Origin of the sequence: Candidatus Thiosymbion oneisti (genome assembly GCF_900092655.1) — a bacterium.
Taxonomy (GTDB): domain Bacteria; phylum Pseudomonadota; class Gammaproteobacteria; order Chromatiales; family Chromatiaceae; genus Thiosymbion; species Thiosymbion oneisti.
This window is the reverse complement of record NZ_FLUY01001239.1, coordinates 1-1,425: the sequence shown is the minus strand read 5'-3', so window position 1 is coordinate 1,425 and position 1,425 is coordinate 1. Positions and strand designations below refer to the sequence as shown.

The following is a 1,425-nucleotide window of genomic DNA, read 5'->3' as shown; positions in this document are numbered from 1 at the left end:
TGGGGGTGTTCCGTGGTGGACGATAGGGCGTTTTGGCATCCAGGGCGGTGAATTCGCAGTGGAAGACCGGGCCGGTGCCGGCCGTACCGGAGGAGCCGAAGACATCGGAGCACAGTTGGTAATCGGCGGAGAGGAGCAGGTATTCCCGGTTCTGGTCTTGGCGGGGATATTTGGTCAGCTTGAAGCGTGCCCCGGTGGCCAGGCCACGGGCATTGCCGCTGCCCTTTACGGTCTCGTAGTCCACATGTAGCTCTTCGATGCGCGCCCGCACCCAGTCGTCGCCCTGATCGTACTGGGTGTAGCCGCCTGGGTAGTCGTAGATTTCCAGCGCCGCATGGGGGTGCGGCTGGGGGTCGTCTAGAGGTATGAATCGAGTTCCTGAATTATTTGGCGCGGCCTGGAGGACCGGACGTGTTGGGTTACGGCGCGTTCGACGCTGTGCCCTCCGTGGCGTTTCTCGGTGCGCCTAACCCAACCTACACCCGACGCGAGGTTGGCGCGGACCGGCAGCGCAGGGGTAATATGGGTGTAGGTTGCGTTAAGACGCCGGCACTGACTTGGCAGATAATCAGCGAGCCTTGGTGCGTCGAACGCAACACGTCAAACCCTGTCCCGACGCAGGAGGGATCTTTTTCCTCCAGACAACGCCAAGTAATTCAGATCGCTGCTCAGTGTTGGGTTACGGCGCGTTCGGCGCTGTGCCCTCCGCGGCGTTTCTCGGTGCGCCTAACCCAACCTACACCCGACGCGAGGTCGGCGTGGACTGGCAGCGCAGGGGTAATATGGGTGTAGGTTGCGTTAAGACGCTGGCACTGGCTTGGCAGACGATCAGCGAGCCTTGGTGCGTCGAACGCAACACATCAGGCATCCAAACCGGAACATGAATGCTTTGTAGAGGGTTACGTGTGCTGTTTCGGCGCTCGCAGATCCCAGTTCCCGGAAGAGTCCGCGTAGGGCGGATAAGCTTGCGCCATCCGCCGGATGCCAGCTACCTCCGGCGGGTGGTGGCCAGGCTCCCTCCTGCATCGGGACGGGGCCTGGCCTGACCCGACCTATGGGCTGCCACCCGCCGCCATCCGGCGGGTGACGGCGCGCCCACCGCCGCGGCAATCGCGGCGCCTGGCGCACGCGCCTGACCCGCCCTACGGGCTTGCCGCAAGCGGCGGGGAATTCGACCTACAGAGATTAAATCGGCGACTGTTCGGTAAACCAGCGCGCCTGGCAGTCCGTTCTCTCCCCTTTGTGGTAGCATCGAGACTCGTCCGCGTCTTATCGTCCCGTGCCCGTCGTAATCCCTGAAGGAGCAGCCGCCATGTCCGAGTTTAGTACTCCATTTCGCCTTATTTTCCGTTCTCAGCGAGGCGAGAAGCGGTCAGATGCGAGGCGCGCGAGCGCAGGAATAGCCGGTCCTCTTTCAAGCTCGCG

At 62.8% G+C, this 1,425-nt stretch carries 1 protein-coding gene; it reads right to left on the bottom strand.

The genetic code is table 11. The features are described from left to right. Positions 1-322 (bottom strand): contractile injection system protein, VgrG/Pvc8 family (locus tag BQ17_RS21875; RefSeq protein WP_256091595.1); only part of this gene is annotated, 322 nt, incomplete at its 3' end. Between the last annotated feature and the right edge of the window lie 1,103 nt (positions 323-1,425).